20 protein-coding genes are annotated in these 20,027 nt (G+C 71.6%); 11 read left to right on the top strand and 9 right to left on the bottom strand.

Annotation, left to right across the window (positions count from 1 at the left end):
• Positions 1-827: NAD(P)H-binding protein (locus tag ACWDX9_RS44525; protein WP_449965921.1), on the top strand; the 827-nt coding region annotated here is incomplete at its 5' end.
• Between the two features lie 9 nt (positions 828-836).
• On the opposite strand, the gene ACWDX9_RS44520 is transcribed toward ACWDX9_RS44525, so the two are convergent.
• Positions 837-2,177, bottom strand: coding sequence for a serine hydrolase (locus ACWDX9_RS44520; protein WP_449965918.1), 1,341 nt, complete (start codon positions 2,175-2,177; stop codon positions 837-839).
• A gap of 135 nt (positions 2,178-2,312) precedes the next feature.
• Here ACWDX9_RS44520 and ACWDX9_RS44515 point away from each other — a divergent pair, with 135 nt between their 5' ends.
• From ACWDX9_RS44515 to ACWDX9_RS44505, 3 genes are read left to right on the top strand one after another with little or no spacing between them, the layout of a single operon-like run.
• Positions 2,313-4,064 carry a sensor histidine kinase gene (locus tag ACWDX9_RS44515; RefSeq protein ID WP_449965915.1) on the top strand — a complete coding sequence of 584 codons (1,752 nt, stop codon included), beginning with the start codon at positions 2,313-2,315 and terminating at the stop codon, positions 4,062-4,064.
• Entirely contained in the window at positions 4,057-4,731 is a 675-nt protein-coding gene (locus tag ACWDX9_RS44510; RefSeq protein WP_449965913.1) for a response regulator transcription factor, read from the top strand. The genes ACWDX9_RS44515 and ACWDX9_RS44510 overlap by 8 nt, the downstream gene beginning before the upstream one ends.
• A 37-nt stretch (positions 4,732-4,768) precedes the next feature.
• The gene (locus tag ACWDX9_RS44505; protein ID WP_449965910.1) at positions 4,769-5,596 is read left to right on the top strand and encodes an alpha/beta fold hydrolase; all 828 of its coding nucleotides are present in this window, start codon (positions 4,769-4,771) and stop codon (positions 5,594-5,596) included.
• Positions 5,597-5,656: 60 nt separating this feature from the next.
• Here ACWDX9_RS44505 and ACWDX9_RS44500 read toward each other — a convergent pair whose 3' ends face one another.
• Together ACWDX9_RS44500 and ACWDX9_RS44495 are read right to left on the bottom strand one after the other, a co-directional pair.
• Positions 5,657-6,841, bottom strand: a complete 1,185-nt coding sequence (locus tag ACWDX9_RS44500; RefSeq protein ID WP_449965907.1) for an NAD(P)/FAD-dependent oxidoreductase — start codon at positions 6,839-6,841, stop codon at positions 5,657-5,659.
• Positions 6,838-7,038, bottom strand: coding sequence for a ferredoxin (locus ACWDX9_RS44495; protein WP_350741946.1), 201 nt, complete (start codon positions 7,036-7,038; stop codon positions 6,838-6,840). The genes ACWDX9_RS44500 and ACWDX9_RS44495 overlap by 4 nt, the downstream gene beginning before the upstream one ends.
• A gap of 122 nt (positions 7,039-7,160) precedes the next feature.
• Between ACWDX9_RS44495 and ACWDX9_RS44490 the strand changes: the two genes are divergently transcribed.
• The 6 genes from ACWDX9_RS44490 (at position 7,161) to ACWDX9_RS44465 (ending at position 13,832) form a co-directional block, all read left to right on the top strand.
• Complete coding sequence (locus tag ACWDX9_RS44490; protein WP_449965904.1) at positions 7,161-7,811, top strand: TetR/AcrR family transcriptional regulator; 651 nt, start codon at positions 7,161-7,163, stop codon at positions 7,809-7,811.
• Positions 7,812-8,232: 421 nt separating this feature from the next.
• Positions 8,233-8,469: a cytochrome P450 gene (locus tag ACWDX9_RS44485; protein ID WP_449965901.1), complete on the top strand. Its 237-nt coding sequence runs from the start codon at positions 8,233-8,235 to the stop codon at positions 8,467-8,469.
• Between the two features lie 533 nt (positions 8,470-9,002).
• Entirely contained in the window at positions 9,003-10,148 is a 1,146-nt protein-coding gene (locus ACWDX9_RS44480; protein ID WP_449965899.1) for an epoxide hydrolase family protein, read from the top strand.
• Between the two features lie 513 nt (positions 10,149-10,661).
• Positions 10,662-11,525, top strand: coding sequence for a sulfatase/phosphatase domain-containing protein (locus ACWDX9_RS44475; RefSeq protein WP_449965896.1), 864 nt, complete (start codon positions 10,662-10,664; stop codon positions 11,523-11,525).
• Positions 11,518-12,213, top strand: a complete 696-nt coding sequence (locus ACWDX9_RS44470; protein WP_449965893.1) for a TetR/AcrR family transcriptional regulator — start codon at positions 11,518-11,520, stop codon at positions 12,211-12,213. The genes ACWDX9_RS44475 and ACWDX9_RS44470 overlap by 8 nt, the downstream gene beginning before the upstream one ends.
• Positions 12,214-12,260: 47 nt before the next feature.
• Entirely contained in the window at positions 12,261-13,832 is a 1,572-nt protein-coding gene (locus ACWDX9_RS44465; protein ID WP_449965891.1) for an arylsulfatase, read from the top strand.
• A 12-nt stretch (positions 13,833-13,844) separates the two neighbouring features.
• Here ACWDX9_RS44465 and ACWDX9_RS44460 read toward each other — a convergent pair whose 3' ends face one another.
• Positions 13,845-14,819 carry an AraC family transcriptional regulator gene (locus ACWDX9_RS44460; RefSeq protein ID WP_449965888.1) on the bottom strand — a complete coding sequence of 325 codons (975 nt, stop codon included), beginning with the start codon at positions 14,817-14,819 and terminating at the stop codon, positions 13,845-13,847.
• A 174-nt stretch (positions 14,820-14,993) separates the two neighbouring features.
• Between ACWDX9_RS44460 and ACWDX9_RS44455 the strand changes: the two genes are divergently transcribed.
• Entirely contained in the window at positions 14,994-15,638 is a 645-nt protein-coding gene (locus tag ACWDX9_RS44455; RefSeq protein WP_449965886.1) for a TetR/AcrR family transcriptional regulator, read from the top strand.
• Here ACWDX9_RS44455 and ACWDX9_RS44450 read toward each other — a convergent pair.
• From ACWDX9_RS44450 to paaD, 5 genes are read right to left on the bottom strand one after another with little or no spacing between them, the layout of a single operon-like run.
• Positions 15,626-16,447, bottom strand: coding sequence for a 3-hydroxyacyl-CoA dehydrogenase family protein (locus ACWDX9_RS44450; RefSeq protein ID WP_449965883.1), 822 nt, complete (start codon positions 16,445-16,447; stop codon positions 15,626-15,628). The genes ACWDX9_RS44455 and ACWDX9_RS44450 overlap by 13 nt on opposite strands.
• A complete protein-coding gene (locus ACWDX9_RS44445; RefSeq protein WP_449965881.1) occupies positions 16,444-17,175 on the bottom strand; it encodes an enoyl-CoA hydratase/isomerase family protein in 732 nt (243 codons plus the stop codon). The genes ACWDX9_RS44450 and ACWDX9_RS44445 overlap by 4 nt, the downstream gene beginning before the upstream one ends.
• Positions 17,172-18,350, bottom strand: coding sequence for a thiolase family protein (locus tag ACWDX9_RS44440; protein ID WP_449965879.1), 1,179 nt, complete (start codon positions 18,348-18,350; stop codon positions 17,172-17,174). The genes ACWDX9_RS44445 and ACWDX9_RS44440 overlap by 4 nt, the downstream gene beginning before the upstream one ends.
• An 11-nt stretch (positions 18,351-18,361) precedes the next feature.
• Positions 18,362-19,417: a 1,2-phenylacetyl-CoA epoxidase subunit PaaE gene (gene paaE, locus ACWDX9_RS44435; RefSeq protein ID WP_449965877.1), complete on the bottom strand. Its 1,056-nt coding sequence runs from the start codon at positions 19,415-19,417 to the stop codon at positions 18,362-18,364.
• A gap of 1 nt (position 19,418) precedes the next feature.
• Complete coding sequence (gene paaD, locus ACWDX9_RS44430; protein WP_449965875.1) at positions 19,419-19,919, bottom strand: 1,2-phenylacetyl-CoA epoxidase subunit PaaD; 501 nt, start codon at positions 19,917-19,919, stop codon at positions 19,419-19,421.
• Positions 19,920-20,027 lie beyond the last annotated feature (108 nt).

The following is a 20,027-nucleotide window of genomic DNA, read 5'->3' as shown; positions in this document are numbered from 1 at the left end:
TCCACCCCCCCGCGGGCAACGCCACAACGCACTCCCGCGGGGGCCGTCGGCGGGGTCCCGCCCGCCGCGGGGCCGGCGCGCCGCGGGGCGCGGCCCGCCTGCCCGCCGGGGTGGAAACGGTGCTCTGCGACCTCGCCGACCCGGACACGTTCGACGCCGCGCTCGCCGGCGTCACCAGGATCTTCCTGTACGCCGAGCGACGCGGCCTGGACGACTTCGTCACCCGTGCCGCGAGCGCCGGGGTGGAGCACATCGTCCTGCTGTCCGCGCTGCTCGCCGACCCCGCCTCGACCGACGCGATCGGCCGCATGCACGGCGACGCCGAGCAGGCGGTGGCCCGCTCGGGAATAGCCTGGACGTTCCTGCGCCCGGGCGCCTTCGCCACCAACACGCTCCAGTGGGCGCCGTCGATCCGGGCCGAGGGGGTGGTCCGCGACCCGTTCCCGGACTCGCGCTCGGCCCCCGTGCACGAGGCGGACATCGCGGCGGTCGCCGCCCTCGCCCTGACCGAGCCGGGACACGACGGTGCGACCTACCCGCTGACCGGGCCGGAGCTGGTCAGCCGCAGCCGCCAGGCCGAGCTGATCGGGGAGGCCGTCGGCCGTCCGGTCCGCTTCGCCGTCCAGGATCTGGAGGAGTACCGCGCGGAGCTGAGCGCCTGGACGACGCCCCAGGTCGCCGACGTGGTGATCAAGGAGTCCGCCGCCGCCGTCGACCGGCCCCTGCCCCCCACGGACACGGTCGAGAAGGTCACCGGCCGGCCCGCCCGCACGTACGGCGAGTGGGCCCGCGACCACGCCGAGGACTTCCGCGACGAGCCCTCGTGATCGTGGCCTTCAGGAGCCCTTGACCAGCGCGAACGCGCCACGGGTCAGCCCCAGCTGCTCCGAGAGCGCCCGCGCCTGGTCGAACGGGGTCTTCGGATCGATCGCCAGGGTCGTCACCACGAACGACCTCCCGTCCGCCGTCCTGGCGAGGTAGCCCAGGTCGCTCACCCCGGGCTCCGACCCGCCCTTGAACCAGACCGACGGCCACTGGGTCCTGTCCAGCGCGAGCCCCGCGTCGTCGATCGACAGGGCCTCGCCGACGTGCTTGTCGGGCAGCTTCGACAGCCGGGCGAAGGCCTGGCACACCTGGGCGGGGGAGGCGTACCACTCGATCGTGTCCAGCTCGCGCGGCGCGGTCCACCCGGCGACGCGGGACAGCGGCACCTTGGCGACCACCCTGTCCAGGTAGGCCCGCTTCCCGGCCGTCCCCAGCGAGAGGTACTTCTTGGCGTGCCGCGGGTAGCCGGCGCCCTTGAGCACGAACATCTCCCGCGTGGTGAGCCAGGGCGTGTCGCGCCGGTCGCGGACGCCCCAGGCCCGCGCGGTACGCTCGACGTTCTTGCGGCCGGCCCGGTGGATGAGCAGGTCGGCGGCGGTGTTGTCGCTGATGGAGATCATCAGCTTGGCGGCCTCCAGCACCGACACCTTGCTGTTGTCCGGGCGGTTCTGCAGCTCGCCCGACCCCAGGCTCTTCAGCTCCGGCGTGATCGTGAGCCGGGTGTCCCACCCGAACGCCCCGCTCGCGATGCGTTCGGCCACGGCCCCCAGCACGTAGAGCTTGAACATGGAGCCGAGCGGCCGCGCCGTACCGGGGGCGACGGAGTGGACGGGGCGGCAGGCCCCGTCCTTGGCCACTTCGGCGGCGAGGAAGCCGGCCTGCGGCGCGAGCCTGCTCAGCCGCTGGTCCAGCTCCGCCCAGTCCTTGGGCGCGGGGGAGACCTGCGGGCGGAACAGCAGCCCGCTGATGAGGCCGGCGCCGTCCGTCGTGAGCGACAGGTCGAACAGGACGCCGGCCGCCTCGACCGTGGCGACGAGCAGGGCGCTCTCCGACCTGGTGAGCTCCTGGAGCCGCATGCCCTTGAAGGCGGTCAGGGTCTGGTTCAGCCGGTCGGCGGGGACACTCTGGAGGAACTCGGCGGCGAAGTGCTGCCTCAGCTCGCTCTCCGGGATCGGCGGGCGCGTGGCGGCGTCGAGCAGCCAGCGCAACTGCCGGCCCGCGGGCGTGTCGGGGATCTCGGGCGCGGCGACGGCGGCGGCCTGCACGGGCGCGGTCTGGCCCACGCAGACCGCCGTCATCGTGGCCGCGACGGCTGCCGCCGTCAGAAAGCGGACGGGCTTGTTGCTTCTCATGGTGCTCAAGGCAATCGTGGCGGGGTCATGGCGGGCCACCATGGGAGCCACCGTTCTGACTGGTAGGGATGGCCGTACGAAATATGCGGATAACCTCATAGCCCTCTCGCCGATCACTCACGACGATGGAGGCTTATGGGTTCGAGGCTGGTGGCCGGGGTACTGGCGACGGGCGCGGCCGCCGGCATCGTGGCCAACGTGATCATCACGAGCCGCATCACGGCGAGCCGCGGCGTCCCCCTCCCGGTGACCGAATGGGTGTACATGGTGGTGGCGCTGCTCATGCCCGCGCTGGGCTGGTTGCTGGCCACCCGGCGTCCCGAGCTGCGGTATGGCTGGCTGCTCCTGCTCTGCGCACTCTTCCTGGGCGTCGGCCTGACCGGCGCGGGGTTGTCGATCATGGGCACGGTGCCGCTCTGGCTGACCGCCCCGCTCTCCTCCGTCCTCGCTGTCTTCTACGGCCTGAACTGGATCTTCGTCCCGCTGCTCTTCCCCGAGGGACGGCTGCCCTCGCGCCGCTGGCGCGCCTTCGCGTGGATCTCCGGCATCGCGATCGCCCTGCACGCCGTGGGGAGCACGCTGAGCGGCGGCGCCGCGCGCGAGCCGACGCTGGTCCTGGAGTCGACGCTCACCCTGGCCGGGCTCCTGATGTCGGCCGCCGGCCAGCTCATCACGTGGATCATGGCGGCGATCGGGTTCGGCGGGCTCGTGCTCCGCCGGCGGCGCAGCGCGCGGGTCGAGCGGCGGCAGTACACCTGGATGGTCGGGGGCGTGGCCGTGAGCCTGCTGGGCGGCGTCGTCCAGATGACGTTCCTCACCAGGTTGCCGATGCTCGCGCTGCTCGGGACGATGGCCATGACGGGGGCGCTGCCCGTCGCGATCGGGGTCACCGTGGTCCGCCACCGGCTGCTCGACATCGGGATCGGCATCCGGGGCTCCCGCCTGCACCTGATCTTCGACGTACGGCCGACGGTGGACGAGGTGCTGTCCGACCTCGGCACCGCGCTGGAGGACGCGCCCGAGCCCGCGGAGCAGCTCGGCCGGGTGGCCATGGCCGTGCGCACCGCGTTGGAGGCCACCTGGGCGGCCGTGACGCTGGCGGACGGCACCCGCGTGGTCGCCGGCCGGCAGGAGGGCCCGGCGACCCTGACGGTGCCGGTGCACGGAGGGCTCGGCCGGATCGAGTGCGGCCCCCGAGGCGTGGGCGGGCTGACGCGCGTGGACCGGCGGCTCCTGGAGGCGCTGGCCGTGCCGGCCGGGCTCGCCATCCAGAGCGCCGGCCTGGCCACCCGCCTGGTCAACGCCCAGGAGGCGGAACGGCGGCGCATCGAACGCAACATCCACGACGGCGTTCAGCAGCAGCTCGTCGCGCTCATCGCCGGTCTGGAGCTGGCCCGCTCCACCGGCGCGAGCCCCGACATGCTCGCCCACCTGCGCGAACAGGCCCGCCAGACGCTCACAGACCTGCGCGAGCTGGCGGCCGGCATCCACCCGTCGGCCCTCAGCCAGGGCGGCCTGGTGGAGGCGGTGGAGGAGCGCTGCTCCCGCCTGCCCGTGCACACGACGGTGGCCTCGGACCCCGGGCTGCGAACCAGGCGGTTCAAGGACGAGGTCGAGGGCGCGATGTACTTCACCGTCAACGAGGCCCTCGCCAACGCGCTCAAACACGCGGGTGCCGCCACCATAGAGGTGGGCCTGTCGCACGCGGGCGGCCGCCTGCGCGCCACGGTCGCCGACGACGGCAAGGGCTTCGACCCGGGGGCCACCGCCCGCAGGGGGCTGGCCACGCTGTCCGACCGGCTGGACGCGCTCGGCGGCGGGCTCGACCTCGACAGCTCGCCGGGAAAGGGGACACGGGTGAAGGCGTGGGTGCCGGTCGATGGGTGAGCGGATCCGGACGGTGGTCGCCGACGACCACTACCTCGTACGCGAAGGAACCCGCCAACTGCTCGACATGTCGGGCGAGATCACGGTCGTCGGCGCGGTCGGCAACGCCGACGAACTCCTCGACGCCGTCCGCCGCCTCGGCCCCGACGTCGTGGTCACCGATATCCGGATGCCGGGCGGCGACTGGCGGCCCGGCTTCGAGGGCATCGACGCCGCCCACCGCATCAGGACCGCGCATCCGGGGGTGGGGGTCGTGGTGCTGTCGCAGTTCGCGGACGCGTTGTTCGCGTTCGAGCTGTTCAAGCACGGCACCGAGGGCTACGCCTACCTGCTCAAGGACCGGGTCGGGGACCTGGACGAGCTGCTGGGGGCCATCAGGGCGGTGGCCTGCGGCGGCTCCGTCATCGACCCGAAGGTCGTGGAGGGCCTGCTGGCCAAGCGCGACGTCCGCGGCCAGCGGGAGGCGCTGACCGGACGCGAACGCGACGTGCTCCGGGAGATGGCGCGCGGCCGCTCCAACTCGGCCATCGCCAGGGCGCTTCATCTGTCGATCTCGTCGGTGGAGAAGAACGTCAACGCCATCTTCACGAAACTGGGGCTGGAGAACAGCGGGGACGTGCACCGGAGGGTGGCGGCGGTCCTCGCCTACCTCGGCCCCGATCGATAGGCGCGACACGCCCGACCGCTGACTACCATGGGTAGTCATGGAGTTGACGGAGCGATTCGAGTGGCGTGGGAGGCAGATCGCCTGGGGGCGCGCGGGCGCCGGTCCGGCGGTGGTGTTCTGTCATGGCACGCCGTTCTCGTCGGCGTTGTGGCAGCCGTTCGCGGAGGCCCTGAGCCGCGACTTCACCGTCTACCTGTGGGACATGCCCGGATACGGCCGTTCGTCCAAGCATGCCGAGCATCCCGTCGATTTCGGCGCGCAGGCCGACGCGTTCGCGGCGCTGCTCGCGCACTGGGGGCTGGAGCGGCCGCACGTGATCGCCCACGACTTCGGCGGTGCGGTGTCCCTGCGCACGCACCTGATCCTGGGCGTCGGCTACGCCTCGCTCATGCTCGTCGACGTCGTGGCCATCCCGCCCAGCGGCTCACCCTTCTTCAGGTTCGTGCAGGACCATCCTGACGTCCTGGGGCAGCTGCCGGCGTACATCCACACCGCCATCGTGCGCGCCTACATTCAGGGCGCGAGCCATCGCGGCCTGCGCGACGACGATCTCGACGCCCTCGTGCGGCCGTGGACGGGGGAGGACGGCCAGCCCGCCTTCTACCGGCAGATCGCCCACTATGACGAGCGCTTCCTCGAAGAGAACGAGGAACGGCTGGGCCACATCAGCATCCCCGTACGGATCCTGTGGGGCTCCTGCGACGCGTGGATCCCCACCGAGATCGGCCGGCGGCTGCAGGGCCTGATCCCCGCCGCGGAGCTCTCGCTGATCGACGCCGCCGGTCACCTGGTCCACCATGACGCGCCCGTCCCGCTCATGGACGAGATCCGCGCCTGGCTCACCCGGCATGAATCTACAATGTAAAGGCGCCGGGGTCGGAAGCCGCGGCCCCGCCGGTCTCTCAAGGTGACCGCGGCCCGCCGGTCAGGCCGATCCCGCGAGCAGGGAAGTCGCGGTGAGCTCCTGCCGGTGCTGACGCGCCTGTTTGGGCATGTTCCAGCCGAGTACGCCGGTGGCCCGGCCGTCGTGGCGGTAGACGGCGACGAAGCGGCGTTCGGCCACGGAGCCCTCCGCGATGGACACCTCGGCGTCGGGTGACGGCATCCCGTGTACGTGGATCTTGGCGTCGAACTGGTCGGTCCAGAAGTAGGGGATCGGGGTGTAGGGGCGGTCGTCGCCGAGGATGTTGCCGGCGACGGCGATCGCCTGTTCGGTGGCGTTGGTCCGGTTCTCCAGCCGGAGCGACCTGCCCAGGGTCTCGTGGTGCCAGCGGGCCACGTCGCCGACCGCGTAGACGCCTTCCGCGGCGCGGCAGCGGGAGTCGCACACCAGCCCGTTGTCCAGGTCGAGCCCGCTGCCGGCGAGCCATTCCGTGGCCGGGGCGGCGCCGAACGCGACCACGACGACGTCGGCCGGCAGCACGTCGCCGGTCTCCAGGCGTACCCCGGTGACGTGGCCGTGCCGTTCGGTCAGGCCGCTGACGGCGGCGCCGAGCCGCAGCTCGACCCCGTGCTCGGTGTGCAGGTCGGCGAGCAGCCCGGCGGCCGGTTGGCCGAGCCGGCAGGCCAGCGGCGCCGGTTGGGGGCCGGCCAGGGTGACGTTCACGCCCATGCCGCGCGCGGTGGCGGCGATCTCGGCGCCGAGCACGCCGTCCCCGACGACCACCAGGCGCGTGCAGGACAGCAGGTCGGCCCGCAGCGCCAGCGCGTCGTCGAGGGTGCGCAGCACGTGGACGCCGGCCGGCCCGGCCTGGTCCGGCAGCGTGCGGGGACGCAGTCCGGTGGCGACCACCACCGCGTCCGCGCTCAGAACGCGTCCCGACGCCGTGCGCACGGTATGGGAGGAGACGTCCAGCCCGGTCGCCGGGTCGCCGAGCAGGAACTCCGCGTTCAGCGCGGACAAAGCGGCCTGAGGCCGCAGCTGGGCTCGCTCGGGGTCCCAGCTGCCGGACAGGATCTGCTTGGACAGCGGCGGCCGGTCGTAGGGCAGGTGGGGTTCGGCGCCCAGCACGGTCACCCGGCCCTCGTATCCCTTGCGGCGCAGGGCTTCCACGGTGGCCAGGCCGGCGGCGGAGGCGCCGGCCACGAGCACGTGGCCGGGGGTGCTCATGCGTCCTCGCTCACGAAGATCGCCGCTCCGGGGCAGACGTCGGCGGCCTCGCGGACGACGGGGTGGAGCTCCGCGGGCGGGCGCTCGTTGAGCAGGATCACGATCCCGTCGTCGTCTCGCTGGTCGAACACGTCCGGCGCGACGAGCACGCACGTGCCGGCGCCGCAGCACTTGTCCTGGTCAATGGTGACTTTCATGGTTTCGTCTTCCTTGAGGAGGATTGGTAAGTCAGTCGCTTGATTTAATTAAATCATATGATTGAGTTGGATGGACGTGAGGTTCCCTACGATGCGGTGAAGGCCACAGGAAGGAGAGGGTGATGGCGGGCGGGACTGCGCGGCCCGAGCGGGGGAGCGCGACGCGGGAGGTGCTCCTGGCCACCGCGGAGCGGCTGTTCGCCGAGCACGGGGTGCACGCGGTGTCCAACCGCCAGATCAGCGAGGCCGCGGGGCAGGGCAACAGCGCCGCGGTGGGCTACCACTTCGGTACGAAGGCCGACCTGGTGCGCGCCATCGCGCGCAGGCACGCCGACGAGATGGAGCAGCTGCGGGTGTGGATGGTCGCCGACGCCGCCGGCTCGACGGACGTGCGTGACTGGGTGGCCTGCCTGGTGCGCCCGTTCACCCGGCATCTGGAAGCGCAGGGCAGCCCCACCTGGTACGCCCGGTTCCGCGCGCAGGTGATGGCCGATCCGGCGCTCTACCAGATCACGGTCGAGGAATCGCTGCCGTCGCCCTCGCTGCGACTGCTCGTGGACGGCCTGAACCGGTGTCTGAGCGACCTGCCGGCCACCGTGCAGAAGGAGCGCTGGGCCATGGCGCGTCACGTGATCGTGCACATGTGCGTCGAGCGGGAACGCGCCCTCGCCGAGGGTGCCCCCACCCTCCATCCGAGCTGGGACGACCTCGCCTCCAGCCTGATCGACGCGCTCGCCGGACTGTGGCAGGCCCCCGTGACCGGCCTGCCGTAAGCGAGAGATTCAAGGAAAGGACCGACTCCCATGACGGCTGAAAGCCTGGCCGAGGTGCCGGAGTTCCCGATGGCGCGGGAGGCCCGCTGCCCGTTCGACCCGCCCCGGGCCTGTACGCCCAGCGCGCGCAGGGCCCGCTGACCAGGGTCCGGCTCTGGGACGGCAGCACTCCCTGGCTCGTCACCGGCTACGCCGAACAGCGCGCCGTGCTGGCGGACCCCAGAGTCAGCGCCGATCTCAGCAACCCCGGCTACCCCGCCACAGTGCCGCTGCCCGCCGGCGGCGTGAAGCGCAGCTTCATCGGGATGGACGACCCGGAGCACGCCCGGCTGCGCGTCGCCACGGAGGACCTCGAGGTCGCCGGGCAGGCCGTGCGCGCCGGGGAAGGGCTGATCATGGTCAACGAGACCGCGACCCCGAGGTGTTCCCCGACCCCGACGAGCTGGACATCCGGCGCGACGCGCGCCGCCACGTGGCCTTCGGCTTCGGCGTCCACCAGTGCCTCGGCCGGCCGCTGGCCCGCATGGAACCGCAGGTGGTCTACGGCACCCTCTACCGGCGCACCCCGACCTTGAAACTGGCCACCGAGCTGGACCGGGTCCCGTTCAAGCACAACGGGCTGGTCTACGGCGTCTTCGAGCTCCCCGTCACCTGGTGACCCGGCAACGGTAGGAGCGGTGCCGCTCAAGGTGACACGTGCCCGCGCCTATCCGGTGAACGAATTGGCATGAGCGCTATGTGGATAGTGGGACCTCGTGCAACGCTCATAGGCTCGCATGGCCAGAAGGCATCGGCATCTCCGGCCCTGCGAAAGGAAACTGAACGTGAACCGTGTCCTGCTTGTCTTGGCCGCGACACTTGCCATGGGGGTGGGAGGCGTCATGGTCGCCGCATCGCCGGCCGTGGCCGCCGGTTCGGAATCGGGTAACGGCGCTGTCCCGAGGACGGTCGTGGGTGACGAGAGCGACAGCGTCCGCATCACGGGAGAAACCCCCACTCCATGAATTCAGGCGGCACCGCGCGCATTGCTCCGGGGTAAGCGCGGGAGTCGCGTACTTTCTTGATGAAATCAGCACGGCGGCTGCTCGGCCCAAGGCAGCTGAGCCCGTTCTCCGGGAATGGCGGTGAACCGCAAACAACGGTCCACCGCCTTTTTCATATAAGTATTCCGTTGTTGGAAGGAACAGTTCGATGATCAACCCGTTCCGCATTGACATCCCGCAGGACGAGCTGGATGACTTACGAGACCGGCTCGCCCGTACCCGCTGGAGCGGCGAGATCGGCGGCCAAGGCTGGAGCCGCGGCGTCCCGACCGGCTATCTGCGGCAGCTCGCCGCCTACTGGGCCGACGGCTACGACTGGCGCAAGCATGAGGCCAGGCTGAACGACCTGCCCCAGTTCACCACCGACATCGACGGGCAGACCATCCATTTCGCGCACATTCGCTCTCCCGAGGCCGACGCCACCCCGCTGATGCTCGTCCACGGCTGGCCCGGCTCGATCGCCGAGTTCCTGGACGTCGTCGGCCCCCTGACCGACCCGCGCTCTTACGGCGGCGACCCTGCCGACGCCTTCCACCTGGTGATCCCCTCTCTGCCGGGGTTCGGCTTCTCCGTTCCGCTGCGCGAGGCGGGCTGGACGCACGGCCGCATCGCCGGCGCTTTCACCGAGCTGATGAACCGGCTCGGCTACTCCCGCTACGGCGTGCAGGGCGGCGACGTCGGCGCCTTCGTCGCCCCGGAAATGGGCCGCCAAGATGCCGAGCGCGTCCTCGGCGTGCACGTCAACGCCCTGGTCACCTTTCCGATCGGGCTCGATGGTGAGATGGACGGCCTGACCTCGTCCGAACTGGAGCGGCTGGCGCGCCTGGAGCACTGGCAGCAGGAGCAGAGCGGCTACGACAAGATCCAAGGCACCCGCCCGCAGACCCTGGGGCACGGCCTGAACGACTCCCCGGCCGGCCAGCTCGCCTGGATCGCCGAGAAGTTCAAGGAATGGACCGACAGCGCCGCGGACCTGCCCGAAGACGCCGTCGGCCGCGACGCTCTCCTCACCGACGTCAGCATCTACTGGTTCACGCAGACCGGCGCCTCTTCGGCCCACCTCTACTACGAGGCCCACCACGACCCCTCGGCCTGGGCGCCGCGCGACCCCGGGACCGTGCCCACCGGCGTGGCAGTCTCCCTCACCCAGGACGTGGCCATCCGTCGCTTCGCGGAACGCGATCACACCATCGTGCATTGGACCGAATTCGAGCGCGGCGGACACTTCCTGGCCCTGGAACAGCCCGGCCCGTTCGTGGCCGACGTGCGCGAGTTCTTCCGCTCCCTGCGCTGACCGTTCACACCGCCGCCACACACCGATGGCGGCGGTCCGAGGCCGACCTTGACCGGTGCCGGCCGGCACGCTGTTGCCGACCGGCCCGTAGTGCATCCACCGCCATTCGGCCTCCGGTGGTCCACCGGATCCTGCGACTCCTGGCCGGTCGTGGAGGCCGACGCCCGGGCAGGTTGACGGTGCCGCAGCACGATCCGGAAGCATGACCTCTAAATTTTTTCTGTCGCGCTAACCTACCGAGTACTCGGTAGGTTAGGTATGGTCCCGTTACATTCCGCGAGGTGCTCGTCGCACCTGGGGAACGACGAGAACGCGAGGAATGATCGCCATGCCTGCTGGACGTTCCGGGCCGCGACGCAGTTGTGTCGGTCAACTGCTCGGAGTCGGGACGGGCCTGCTGGTAGCCCCGACGGCCTGCACGTCAGCGGTCGACCGGGCCGCCGAGACCCCCGCCGAGCCGCGCCGCGGGGGAAGCGTCACGATCGTTCAGAGCGCCGACGCGAACCGGGGACGGTGCTCGCCGGCAAACTCGGCAACACCACCTGGGCCGCCGACGTCTTCCAGACCCTGACCACCTACGACCAGGCTCGCCGGCCGCAGCCGCTGCTCGCGAAGAGCCGGAAGGTCGCGGACGGCGGACGCGCCATCACCTTCGAGCTGCGCGACGATGTCACGTTCTCGACCGGGCAGACGTTCATCGTCGACCGCCGCACCTACCAGGGGCTCAAAGACGGGTCGAAGGTCATCGGCACCGGCCCCTTCGTGTTCGCCGGGTGGCAGCCGGGCGCCCAGGTCGGCCTGCTCGGTGACCAGGGCATCTGGGGCAAGCAGGTCGCCCTGGACCCGAGCATCCGCATCCCGATGATCATCGCCGGACCGGTCGTCAGGCACCCTGGCGCCACCAGTGACGCCCTGGTCTCGCTGGAGGACCTGGCCGCGACCTTCCTCGACGTCGCGGGGCTGGCCCCCGCGCGGTGGATGACCGCGCGGTCGCTGCTGCCCGTCGTGCGCGGGGAGGCGTCCGAGCACCGCGACCATGTCGTGTCCGGGCTCGACCGGTCCGCCCGCGAGATCGAGCTCGCCCAGCGTCACTACGGGGCGAACCGGTGGGTGGCCCTGCGACGCTGGCGTGCCGTCTCCACCAGGACGCGCAAGCTCGTGGTGAGCGCCGACCTGCCCGCGCCGGCGCTGTTCGACCTGGAGTCCGATCCGTACGAGACCGCGGACCTGGCCGGTTCGGAACCGGCGACGGCGCGTGAGCTGCTGGCCCGCCTCGACGATGACCTCGTGGCCACGCTGCTCTGCCGGCGGGGGAGTTCGACCGCTTCCCGCCAGACAGCCGACCACGACGACGTACGGGAGAAGAGCGATGGATGACGAGGGCTCCGCACCACACGGAGGGGCTCAGGACGGCGCCGCGGCGCCGAAGAGGCGACGCAGAAAGGTCGTCACGCGCCCGCACGGCGATCAACGCCGCCGCGAGATCCTCGACACGGCCGTCACCGTGTTCTCCGCCAACGGCTTCAATGCCGTGAGCCTGCGGGAAGTCGCCGACAAGGCCGACATTTCCCAGGCCGGTCTGCTGCATCACTTCCCCAACAAGGCCTCGCTCCTGATGGCCGTGCTGCAGGACCGCGAGGACAGGAACCGGGAGGACGAGCGGCGCCGGCTGGCCGAGGGGGAGGACCGGATGGAGGTGTTCCTCCGCACCCTTGAGGACAACGAGCGCAATCCCGTGCTCGTCCAGCTGTTCGCCCTGCTGTCGGCGGAGGGGCTGAGCCTTGAGCACCCGTCCCACGAATGGTGGGTCGAGCGGTACCGGGCCATCGTGATCTCCGTGCAGGGGTGGCTCACCGAGGTGATCGACGAGCGCAACCTGCCTCCGGGGCTGACCACGGAGACGGTCGCGCGATGGCTCATCGCGCTCGCCGACGGGCTGCGCGTCCAATGGCTGCTGGACCCCGACGCGGTGAGCCGGGCGGAGGCGGTCCGCCAGTTCGCCGACCTGCTGCGCTCACTGACCCGGCCGGACACGAACCCGGCCGGCGAGACATCGGAGACGTGAGCACCACCGGCACATCACACTCCTCCGACAGAAACGGAAAGGCCCGCATGCCCGCTCCCAACGTGATCGTGATCCTCGCCGACGACCTCGGCTATTCCGACCTCGGCAGCTTCGGTGGGGAGATCGACACTCCGAACCTCGACCGCCTCGCCCGCAGCGGCGTCCGGATGACGTCGTTCTACGTCACGCCGCGCTGCAGCCCCTCCCGCGCGGCCCTGCTGACCGGCCGGCACCCCCACTCCGTGGGAATCGGCGTCCTGACGCGCGACAACAGGCCGGCCGGTTACCGGGGCTCCCTGGACCAGAGCGTGCCGACCCTCGCGCAGAGGCTGAAAGACCTGGGTTACCGGACCGGGCTGGTCGGCAAATGGCACCTGTCGTCCGACACCACGACACCCAACGGCACGTGGCCCACCCGCCGCGGATTCGACGAGTTCTACGGCATCCTGCCCGGGTGCAGCAGCTACTACCAGCCGCCGCTCATGTCGGGCGAATCGAGGGTGCCCGAGGCGCACGCGGATCCGGACTACTACATCACCGACGACCTCAGCGAGCACGCCCGTGACTTCGTCGCCCGCGCCTCGGCCGGTGACACGCCGTTCTTCCTCTACCTGGCGTACACGGCTCCGCATTGGCCGTTGCACGCCCGCGAGCCCGACATCGCGAAATACCGCGAGCGCTACCGGGCCGGCTGGAACACGCTCCGCGCGGAACGCTTCCGGCGCCAGGCCGACCTCGGTGTCGCCGGCGTCGCGGAACTGCCCCCGCGGGACGAGGCGGTTCCACCGTGGGCCGACGTCGACGACCGCGCCTGGCAGGTGGAGCGGATGGCCACGTACGCCGCCCAGGTCGAGGTGATGGACCGCGGCATCGGTCAGGTCCTCGACCAGCTCGAACGGTCAGGGACCCGCGAGAACACGATCGTGATGTTCCTCTCCGACAACGGCGGGTGCGCCGGGGAACTGCCGCACCGTCCCGGACAGCCGTTCTTCGGCGAGGAGATCTGCCCCCGGCACACCCGGCTTGGGGAACCGGTCGAGGCGGGCAACACCCCGGGGATCATGCCCGGTCCCGAGCAGAGCTACATCAGCTACGGCCGAGGCTGGGCGAACCTGTCCAACACGCCGTTCCGCCTCTACAAGCGCTGGGTTCACGAGGGCGGTGTCGCCTCCCCCTTCATCGTGTCGTGGCCGAGCGCCCTGCCCGCCGATCGGGTCGAACGGAGCCCCGGTCACCTGGTCGACCTGACCTCCACCATCGTGGAGGCGGCGTACGGCCAGGCGGACACGGCGGGCCGCAGCCTGCTGCCCGTGTGGCGGGGCGACGACCTTCCCGCCGCCGGCGAACCCCGGACGTTGTGCTGGGAACACATCGGCAATGCCGCCGTACGGCGGGGGCGCTGGAAGCTCGTACGCGAGTGGGGCGGCCCCTGGGAGCCGTACGACATCGAGGCCGACCGCGGCGAGCGCGAGGACCTCGCCCCGCGGGAGCCGTCGCTCGTCGCGGAGCTCGCCGCGCTCTGGGAACAATGGGCCAAGGACAACGCGGTCATCCCCTGGTCGGACGTGCTGGCCGACCTCCGCCGCCGGGGCCGGCCCGAGACCGAGGCGCTGAGGTAGGCGCCGACGGCCTCATCGGTGTCCTTGCCGGGTGCTGGACGGAAGCCGGCCGTAGGTCTGCCTGTACAGGGCCGAGAAGCGGCCGAGATGGGTGAATCCCCATCGCAGGGCCACCTCCGTGACGGTCGTCTGGCTGCCCGTATCCGCGATACGGACGAGATCGGCGTGAACATGAGCCAACCGTACGGAACGGAGATAGGCCATCGGGGTGGTCTGCAGATGTTCACGGAAGCCGAGCTGGAGGGTACGGACGCTGACTCTGGCCGCGGCGGCGATGTCGCCGAGGCAGATCGCCTCGCCGGCGTGGTCTTCGCAGTAGCGGATGGCACGCCGGAGAGCGGCGGGGGTCCAGGGGGCAGCGGACTCGCTGAGCGCGTCCGAGTAGTTGTGCGGCTGGGAGGCGAGCAAGGTGTGCAGCAGAAACTGCTCGAAGTGATGCTCGGCCAGTTTCGAAGCCGCGAAGAGCAGCGGGCCGCCCGATGACAGCATGGTGAGCGCGTGGCCGAACGCGCCGGTGGCATCCACCCCAGGTTCGAACCGCAGCCGCTCCTTGGGAGGATCGCCAAGGTAGGCCTCGAGCGCCTCATCCATGGCCGCCAGCGGAACCTGCATCAGCAAAACCTCGTGGTCGAGGCTCCAACGCATGTCGATCTTCTGCTTGGGGCCGATGAGGGAGATCGGCGCGGTGACGTCCTGCCCGTTGAGCGTCACCCCGCCGGTTCCCCGCAACGGCATCATGACCGCATAGAAGTCGAACGACTCCGACGTTCCGACGCGAATCTCCGCACCGTAAGTCGCGGTGTGCAGAGCGATCTTTCCCTTGTGGAGAAGCTGGTATCGAGCGCCGCGCGGGTGCGGCTTGCCGATTTCGAGATAGTAAGGCGGGAAATGCTGCACCAGCAAATCGCGCATCTGGTCGACATCTGCTGTGACAACCGGGTGGTTCATCGCGTTCAAGTCTTTCTTGGCGCTGATTCCCTTTCGCATTCAGCAGATTAACGACTGGATCGCGACGTTGTAAACGTAAATCCGAATGCTTTGAAGAAATTTCAAATCAATCACTTCTTGCCGGGTCGCGGCTAAAATGCCCACGACGTGAGTTCTCCTCGAATAGGGCACCTCGTCGGCCGCTCGGCTGATGCGTCGTGAGATGCTGCATTCGTGACGACTCAGCCTGCCGAACCGTCCCCGCGCCGCGGGCGTGGCCGTCCCGGCCATGACCAGGCCGCGGTCCTGCGCGCCGCGGTGGAGCTGTTCAACCGCAAGGGGTACGACGCCACCAGCATGGGCGACCTGGCCAAGGAGCTGGGCCTGACCAAGCCGGCCATCTACCACCACGTCACCAGCAAGGAGCAGCTGCTCGGCCAGGCCCTGGACGACGCGCTCGACGAGCTGACCGCCGTCGTGACCGAGGCCTCCAGGGACCGGGCCGGGACGAGCGCGTACGGACGGCTGCGCGAGGTGCTGCGCCGCAGCGTCGAGGTGCTGGTGGCGCACCAGCCCTCGGTCACGCTCCTGCTGCGGGTGCGCGGCAACAGCGAGGTCGAGCTGGCGGCACTGGAGCGGCGCCGCTGGCTCGACGACCGCCTGGCCGCGCTCGTCACCGACGCCGTCGCGGAGGGCGCGCTCCGCGACGACGTGCCGGCGACGCTGGTCAGCCGGCTGCTGTTCGGCATGGTGAACTCGCTGGTCGAGTGGTACCGGCCCGACGGCGCCTACGACCGGGCGATGGTCGCCGACGCCATCACCGCCATCGCCTTCGACGGCCTGGCCCGGCACGAGGCCGGGGGGTCTCACCAGGTGTAGAAGCCCTGGCCCGTCTTGCGGCCGAGATGCCCGGCGGCGACCAGGTCGCGCAGGATCCGCGGCGGCTCGAACCGGGGCCCCAGCTCGCGCGCCAGGTGCTCGGCGATCGCGAGCCGCACGTCCAGCCCCACCACGTCGGTGGTACGCAGGGGCCCCATCGGGTGCCGGTAGCCGAGGGTCATCGCCGTGTCGATGTCGGCCGCGCTCGCGACGCCTTCCTCCAGCATCCGCATCGCCTCCAGCGCCAGGCAGACGCCCAGCCGGCTGCTGGCGAACCCCGGCGAGTCCGCGACCGTGATCGGCGTCTTGCCCAGCCCGGCCGCCCACTCCTGGGCCAGCGTGACGAGCGCCGGATCGGTACGCGGCCCGGTGACGATCTCGATGAGCGCGCTCACCGGGACGGGGTTGAAGAAGTGCAACCCGAGGAAGCGCTCCGGCGCGGCCAGGCCGGCGGCCAGTGCGCCGATCGACAGGCTGCTGGTGTTCGAGGCCAGCACCGCGCCCGGCGCCACCTTCTCGACCACGGCGAACACCTGGGCCTTGAGCGCCGCGTCCTCCGGGACCGCCTCGACGACGAGCTCGCACGGGCCCAGCTCGCCGGGGTCCGACGTCGTCCGCAGCCGCGCGAGGGCGTCCGGGTCCGCGTTCCCCTTGGCCAGGCCGTCGCGTACCCGCCCCCTGGCCCGCTCGGCCGCCTCCGGACCGTCCTCGACGACGATCACGTGGCTGCCCGAGGTCAGGAACGCCTGCGCGATCCCGGACCCCATCCGCCCGCCGCCGAAGACGCCGACCGTCCGTGGCAGGCTCATGAGCGCCGCTCCAGGAATGCCGTCATGCGCATGTTCTTCTCCTCCGTCTCGAACAGGACCGCCTGAGCCACGTCGTCCACGAACGGGTGCGCGCCCCGAGGGGCGTGGAAGACCGCCTTGGTCAGCCGGGTCGCCAGCGGCGCCCGCGCGGCGATCCGGTCGGCCAGCCGGTGCCCGGCCGCCATCAGCTCCTCCGGCTCCACGACCTCGTTGAGCAGCCGTACGGCGTGCGCCTCCTCGGCCGTGAGCACCCGGCCCGCGAGCAGGATCTCCTTGGCCAGCGGCTCCCCGACCAGCTCGGCCAGCCGCCAGGCCGCCCCGGCCGCCGCCAGGATGCCGAGGCCCGTCTCCGGGTTGCCGATCCGCGTGTTCGGGGTGCCGATCCGGAAGTCGCAGGCGTAGGCCAGCTCGGCCCCGCCGCCCAGGGCGTACCCGTCGAGCAGGGCCACGGTCGGCATCGGCAGCCGGTGGATCCGATCGAAGAGCTTCGAGTTGATGCCGCGCAGCGCGTCGTACAGGTCGCGTTCGCGCAGCTGGGCGATGTCCGCCCCGGCCGCGAACGTCGTGCCCTCGCCGGTGAGCAGGACGACGCGCGGCTCCTCCTCGACGGCGGCGCACGCCTCGTGGAGCCTGGCGACCAGCTCGCGGTCGATCGCGTTGCGCACCTCGGGGCGGTTGAGCCGCCACACCACCCGGTCCGCGGCCTCCTCGACGATCAGGCTGGTCATGGGCGCTCCACCAGGAGAGCGCTGCCCTGGCCGACGCCGACGCACATGGTCGCCAGGCCGCGCCGGCCTCCGGAGCGTTCGAGCCGGCCGAGCAGGGTGACCAGGATCCGGGCGCCGGACGCGCCCAGCGGGTGCCCGAGGGCGATCGCGCCGCCGTCGGCGTTGACGCGGTCGAGGTCGAGCCCGAGATCCCGGACGCAGGCGAGCGACTGGGAGGCGAACGCCTCGTTCAGCTCCACGGCGTCCAGGTCGCCGACGGCCCAGCCCGCGCGTTGGAGCGCCTTGCGGGTCGCCGGGACCGGGCCGACGCCCATGATCTCCGGCGCCACCCCGGCGTTGGCCGCCGCCACCAGCCGCGCGCGGGGTGTCAGGCCGTGCCGTTCGAGGAAGCGGTCGCTGACCACGACGACGGCCGCGGCGCCGTCGTTCAGCGAGCTGGAGTTGCCCGCGGTGACGACCCCGCCGGGGCCGTTGACCGGGCGCAGCCGCGCCAGCCGTTCCAGGCTCGTGTCCGGCCGCGGCCCCTCGTCGGTGTCGACGACGCCCGCACCCGTGGGAACCGGCACGATCTCGCCGGTGAACCGGCCCTCCTTGATGGCCGTGACCGCCCGTTCGTGGGAGCGCAGCGCGTACGCGTCCAGCTCCTCACGGGTCAGCCCCCAGCGCCGCGCGACCGTCTCGGCCGTCTGCGGCATGGAGGCGGTCGTCGCGGCGTCGAAGCGGGGGTTGGTGAACCGCCAGCCGATCGAGGTGTCGAACGACGGCCCCGGCTTCGCGAACGCCTTGGCCGGCTTCTCGGTCACCCACGGCGCCCGGGTCATCGACTCCACCCCGCCCGCGACCACCACGTCCGCGTCCCCGGCGGCGATCAGGGCACGAGCCGTCGCGACCGCGGTCAGCCCCGAGGCGCAGAGCCGGTTGACGGTGAACCCGGGCACCGAGTCGGGCAGGCCCGCCAGCAGGAGGGCCATCCGGGCGACGTTCCGGTTGTCCTCGCCGGCCTGGTTGGCCGCGCCGAGCACCACCTCGTCCACGAGGTCCGGGGCGATCCCGGCGCGGGCGACGGCCTCGCCCACGACGAGGGCGGCCAGATCGTCGGGCCGGACGTGGGCGAGCGCGCCGCCGTAGCGGCCTATCGGCGTCCGCACGCCGGAGACGACGAAGGATTCGGGCATCAGTGGGCTCCTTATGCGTCGTAGTCGACGGTGACGCGCTCGCCGACCGGAAATGTCTGGCAGGTCAGGACGAACCCGGCGTCGATCTCGGCCTGTTCGAGGGCGTAGTTGCGGCGCATGTCCACCTCGCCCGACCGTACGACCGCGCGGCACGTCCCGCAGACGCCGCCCTTGCAGGCGAACGGCAGGTCCGCGCGCGCCGCCTGGGCGCCGTCGAGCAGCGTCGCGTCGCGGGAGACCGTCGAGGTCGTGCGCAGGCCGTCGAGCACGGTCGTCAGCTCGCTCGTCGCGCCGGGCGCGACCCCGTCCGCGGCCCGTCGCGGCCGCGGCGGCGGCTCGTCGACGTAGAACAGCTCGACGTGCACGCGGGAGGCGGGTACGCCCAGGTCGGCGAGCACCGTACGCGCCTCCTGGATCATCGCCAGCGGCCCGCACAGCCAGACGTGGTCGAACACCTCGACCGGCACCACCTCGGTCAGCAGCCGGCGCAGCCGGTCGCCGTCGAGCCGCCCCGAGAACAGCTCGACGTCGCGCGGCTCCCGCGAGAGCGCGTGGACCACCTGGAGCCGGGGGCCGTACCGGTTCTTCAGGTCGCCCAGCTCCTCGGCGAACATCACGGTCCGGCTGGTCCGGTTGCCGTACAGCAGCGACACCTGGGCTTCCGGATGGGTGAGCACGGTCGAGGCGAGCGACAGCAGCGGGGTGATGCCCGACCCGGCGGCGACGCACAGGTGCCGCTCGCCCGTGGCGGGGTCGGCCCGCCAGGAGCCGGTCGGCGTCTGGACCTCGATCCGCGTCCCTGGCGCGACCTCGCGTACCAGCCAGGACGAGAACAGCCCGCCCGGGATCTCGCGGACCCCGATCCGGGGCCGCGCGCCGGCCGGCGCGCAGATCGAGTACGACCGGCGCTCCTCCCGCCCGTCCACGACGCGGCGCAGGGTGAGCGACTGCCCGGCGCGGAAGGCGTACGCCTCGCGCAGCTCGTCCGGGACGGCGAACGTGATCGCCGCGGCGTCCTCGCACAGGCGGTCCACCGCCGACACGGTGAGCGGGTGGAAAGCGGCCATGTCAGATCTCCTTGACGTGCTCGAACGGCTCAAGGCAGCCGGTGCAGCGGTAGAGGGCCTTGCAGGCGGTCGCGCCGAACTCGGACGTCAGCCGGGTCGCCGCCGACCCGCAGCGCGGGCAGGGCGGGGCGCTCCTGGCCGGCCCCAGCGTGAGCGGGATCGGGCCGCTCCGCCGAGGGACGGGGCCGGGGGCCGACAGCCCGGCCTCCCGCAGGGCGGCCCGGCCGCGTTCGGTGATCCAGTCGCTCGACCAGGGCGGATCCAGGACGATCCGCACCTCGACCCGGTCGAACCCGGCCTCCCGCAGCCGGTGGACGAGGTCGTCGCGCATGGTCGCCATGGCCGGGCAGCCGGTGTACGTCGGGGTGATCGACACGACCACCTCCTCGCCACCGGATACCTCGACCCCGCGCAGCACGCCGAGGTCCGCGAGGGTGAGCATGGGCATCTCGGGGTCGCGTACCTGCGCCGCGACCTCGGCGGCCCGGTCGCGGGCGCTCACCAGCGCCCGCTCGGGTGGGCGCGGGCGACGACCTGCATCTCGGCGAGCAGCGGGCCGAGGGCGTCGGTGTGCGCGCGCCGCTGACCGGCACCGGCCGCGACGGCGCGC

This window comes from Nonomuraea sp. NPDC003201 (genome assembly GCF_053590415.1).
The sequence above is the reverse complement of the archived record's forward strand: the minus strand, read 5'-3'. Positions and strand labels throughout refer to the sequence as shown.

Bases quoted from the DNA above. Each gene is read 5' to 3' on its own strand.
- ACWDX9_RS44520 (WP_449965918.1), bottom strand. From the start codon at position 2,177: ATGAGAAGCAACAAGCCCGTCCGCTTTCTGACGGCGGCAGCCGTCGCG.
- ACWDX9_RS44515 (WP_449965915.1), top strand. From the start codon at position 2,313: ATGGGTTCGAGGCTGGTGGCCGGGGTACTGGCGACGGGCGCGGCCGCC.
- ACWDX9_RS44510 (WP_449965913.1), top strand. From the start codon at position 4,057: ATGGGTGAGCGGATCCGGACGGTGGTCGCCGACGACCACTACCTCGTA.
- ACWDX9_RS44505 (WP_449965910.1), top strand. From the start codon at position 4,769: ATGGAGTTGACGGAGCGATTCGAGTGGCGTGGGAGGCAGATCGCCTGG.
- ACWDX9_RS44500 (WP_449965907.1), bottom strand. From the start codon at position 6,841: ATGAGCACCCCCGGCCACGTGCTCGTGGCCGGCGCCTCCGCCGCCGGC.
- ACWDX9_RS44495 (WP_350741946.1), bottom strand. From the start codon at position 7,038: ATGAAAGTCACCATTGACCAGGACAAGTGCTGCGGCGCCGGCACGTGC.
- ACWDX9_RS44490 (WP_449965904.1), top strand. From the start codon at position 7,161: ATGGCGGGCGGGACTGCGCGGCCCGAGCGGGGGAGCGCGACGCGGGAG.
- ACWDX9_RS44480 (WP_449965899.1), top strand. From the start codon at position 9,003: ATGATCAACCCGTTCCGCATTGACATCCCGCAGGACGAGCTGGATGAC.
- ACWDX9_RS44470 (WP_449965893.1), top strand. From the start codon at position 11,518: ATGGATGACGAGGGCTCCGCACCACACGGAGGGGCTCAGGACGGCGCC.
- ACWDX9_RS44465 (WP_449965891.1), top strand. From the start codon at position 12,261: ATGCCCGCTCCCAACGTGATCGTGATCCTCGCCGACGACCTCGGCTAT.
- ACWDX9_RS44460 (WP_449965888.1), bottom strand. From the start codon at position 14,819: ATGCGAAAGGGAATCAGCGCCAAGAAAGACTTGAACGCGATGAACCAC.
- ACWDX9_RS44450 (WP_449965883.1), bottom strand. From the start codon at position 16,447: ATGAGCCTGCCACGGACGGTCGGCGTCTTCGGCGGCGGGCGGATGGGG.
- ACWDX9_RS44445 (WP_449965881.1), bottom strand. From the start codon at position 17,175: ATGACCAGCCTGATCGTCGAGGAGGCCGCGGACCGGGTGGTGTGGCGG.
- ACWDX9_RS44440 (WP_449965879.1), bottom strand. From the start codon at position 18,350: ATGCCCGAATCCTTCGTCGTCTCCGGCGTGCGGACGCCGATAGGCCGC.
- paaE (WP_449965877.1), bottom strand. From the start codon at position 19,417: ATGGCCGCTTTCCACCCGCTCACCGTGTCGGCGGTGGACCGCCTGTGC.